Source organism: Enterobacter sp. T1-1 (genome assembly GCF_000710795.1).
Classification (GTDB): Bacteria; Pseudomonadota; Gammaproteobacteria; order Enterobacterales; family Enterobacteriaceae; genus Enterobacter; species Enterobacter cloacae.
Window position 1 is genome coordinate 1 of record NZ_JALW01000126.1, and the last position, 2,619, is coordinate 2,619.

Genomic DNA, 2,619 nt, shown 5'->3' on the forward strand with positions numbered 1-2,619 from the left:
AGTCCCCCCCCTCGCACCAATTATCTTGCATCCCCTCTGAAGTCCTTCATGTTATTCCCTGTTATTTCAAACTCATCAGTATCACCAGAATTCCACTGACCAGCGCGACGCATGATGGCAACAAAACAAAGTGCCGTAATTGCTTATGCCAGATCATGGCTGAGGACATCAGCAACCCTGACACGATGATGGCTTTCCAGAGTTCAATGGAGAGATCGGCAAACATCAGACCGCCGAGGATGGCTCCCGGCAGTAATACCCCCCAACCACTTCCTAACACCCGGTTCAACATGGTTTGCCCTTTCGAATCGATAATGATAACCAATATCATATGACAGGCATTATCATTTGTCAGCACCGATAATTAAAAACCGTGGCCGTTTACCTTTCCCGTAATGACAGGCATTGTTTAAGGTGATAAATTGCCCACCTGTTAACTACTCATAAAGTTTCTCTGATAATTACTCGTTGATTTTTTTTGCTTCCATTATTGCGAAACAACATCCATTTATCTGTTTTAATTAAATTTTAATAAAAACGCACTACTATGACATCACAATCCTGGCGGTCTTTGGTCAACAGCAAATATCAATTATCGTTACGTTTATTTTTATTTTTGAACGCAACCTCAGCGGTGTTCTCGGTAACAAATCCGCTCTATTCTGTTCAGCTGTTATCTTTCCCCCTGCTGGCTATTTTTACGCTCAGCACCGGATTGCTGCTCTGGCACTGGCAAAAGAGTACCCGCAAGATAAATATTCCTGTGGTTTCAGCGATATTCGGGATTTTATGGGCCTGGCAAATCGCCTCAAAATTTTCGTTAATTACGCACGATCGGGCGTCATATTTGATCATGGCGCTATTAACGGTGCTTTTTATCGGTTCGCTGGCATTCGCCATTAATATCAAAGCGTTTACGCTCCACTCATTACCCGCATTTATTGTCTGCCTGTGGTTAAGCCCCTCTGAACACTGGTTGAGAATGATCTACTCTTTCATTCTTCCGGTCGTGGCTATCGGCGTTCACCACGTACTACAAAGGCGTAACGATCGCTTCGCTCAGGAACTTCTCTCCCGGTTACTGGAAGAACGAGAAACCCTGACCGATCTCAGCATGATGGATCCGCTTACCGGGCTGTATAACCGTCGCGGCTTGCAAAGCCGACTGGAGAATCTGCCTGCGGTAGAGAACGGCGAACACTTTGTCCTGCTAATGGATATCGATCACTTCAAGGCCTATAACGACCACTACGGCCATATGATGGGTGACCAGGCGTTAATCCGTGTCTCGGCAGCCATTCGTGATGCCGTACGCTCGCGGGACATTGTGGCGCGGTTTGGCGGGGAAGAGTTTATGGTACTGCTGACGAACATCTCGCTGGAACATGCCCGCCAGACGGCAGAGCGCATTCGTCAGAAAGTGTACGACTTAAAAATCCCCCACATGTTCAATGAGCGCGTTGCGACTAACGTCACCATCAGCATTGGTATTGCCATTTTTGAGAATGAAGACGCAGAAGGCGCGCTGGAAAAAGCAGATAAAGCCCTCTACGAAGCAAAGCATCTTGGGCGGAATAACATTCTGCTCAGCGAAGAGCTACAGGCGGTTTAAGCACAGCATCTCTCTCCAGGACAAAAGTCTTGCCATCGGTATGAGCAATAGTTAGGATTGGCAATCATTATCATTTAGATTTCTATCTATTATGGCCACTCATACCGTACAGACTGTTGAACCCCTCCTCTGGCGAGCCCGTCTCACCACGGGAGACTCTTCGCTTGCGGAAGCCATACGCGAAAAGATAGCGGCAACCCGTGCCCATCTGCTGGACTTTATCAAACTGGATGAGCCGCATCCGCACCACGCCATGACACTGGCACAGTGGCAGCAGCCGGCAAAACGCCAGTCGCTGCTGGCAACCTATTCTGACCATATCTATCGCAATCAACCCACCCTTACGCGGGAAAACAAGCCCCTGCTCTCTCTCTGGGCGCAATGGTATATCGGCCTGATGGCGCCTCCGCTTATGCTGGCATTGCTCACCCAGGAGACCATGCTGGATCTCTCCCCGGAGTATTTTCACGTTGAGTTCCACGAGACGGGGCGTGCGGCCTGCTTCTGGATCGATCTTCACGAAGACCCAACGGCCATGCATCTTTCTGCCACGCAGCGGATGGAGCGGCTCGTGACCCGCGCCCTGATGCCGGTGGTGAATGCTCTGGAAGAGACAGGTGAGATCAACGGGAAGCTTATCTGGAGTAATACCGGCTATTTAATCCACTGGTATTTGACGGAAATGAAGCCCCTGCTCGGTGATGAGAAGGTAGATGCCCTGCGTCAGTCCTTGTTCTTTACGAAACAGCTTGCGGATGGCCGCGATAACCCATTATTCCGTACCGTAGTGCCGCGTGACGGGCTTCTGGTGCGCCGCACCTGCTGCCAGCGCTATCGCCTGCCGGACGTTCAGCAGTGCGGGGATTGTACGCTGAAGTAGTCGTATCCGGCCTGATGCCCTCACCCTGGCCCTCTCCCACAGGGTTGAGGGATCCCCATAAATAATGCCTGCACAGACGGCCCCCTCTCCCTTTGGGAGAGGGCGGGGGTGAGGGGGAACATACGGC

At 50.6% G+C, this 2,619-nt stretch carries 3 protein-coding genes; 2 read left to right on the forward strand and 1 reads right to left on the reverse strand.

Going from position 1 to position 2,619, the window contains the following annotated elements; translation table 11 throughout:
- Window positions 1-61 precede the first annotated feature (61 nt).
- Window positions 62-331, reverse strand: a complete 270-nt coding sequence (locus tag AK59_RS0123410) for a DUF1435 domain-containing protein (protein WP_013095478.1) — start codon at window positions 329-331, stop codon at window positions 62-64.
- Window positions 332-547: 216 nt separating this feature from the next.
- Here AK59_RS0123410 and AK59_RS0123415 point away from each other — a divergent pair, with 216 nt between their 5' ends.
- Together AK59_RS0123415 and fhuF are read left to right on the forward strand one after the other, a co-directional pair.
- Complete coding sequence (locus AK59_RS0123415) at window positions 548-1,612, forward strand: GGDEF domain-containing protein (RefSeq protein WP_029883959.1); 1,065 nt, start codon at window positions 548-550, stop codon at window positions 1,610-1,612.
- Window positions 1,613-1,703: 91 nt separating this feature from the next.
- Window positions 1,704-2,492 carry a siderophore-iron reductase FhuF gene (fhuF, locus tag AK59_RS0123420; RefSeq protein WP_013095476.1) on the forward strand — a complete coding sequence of 263 codons (789 nt, stop codon included), beginning with the start codon at window positions 1,704-1,706 and terminating at the stop codon, window positions 2,490-2,492.
- The last annotated feature ends 127 nt before the right edge of the window (window positions 2,493-2,619 follow it).

Excerpts from the sequence above, each read along its gene's own strand:
- AK59_RS0123410 (WP_013095478.1), bottom strand. The coding sequence starts at position 331 with ATGATATTGGTTATCATTATCGATTCGAAAGGGCAAACCATGTTGAAC.
- fhuF (WP_013095476.1), top strand. The coding sequence starts at position 1,704 with ATGGCCACTCATACCGTACAGACTGTTGAACCCCTCCTCTGGCGAGCC.
- AK59_RS0123415 (WP_029883959.1), top strand. The coding sequence starts at position 548 with ATGACATCACAATCCTGGCGGTCTTTGGTCAACAGCAAATATCAATTA.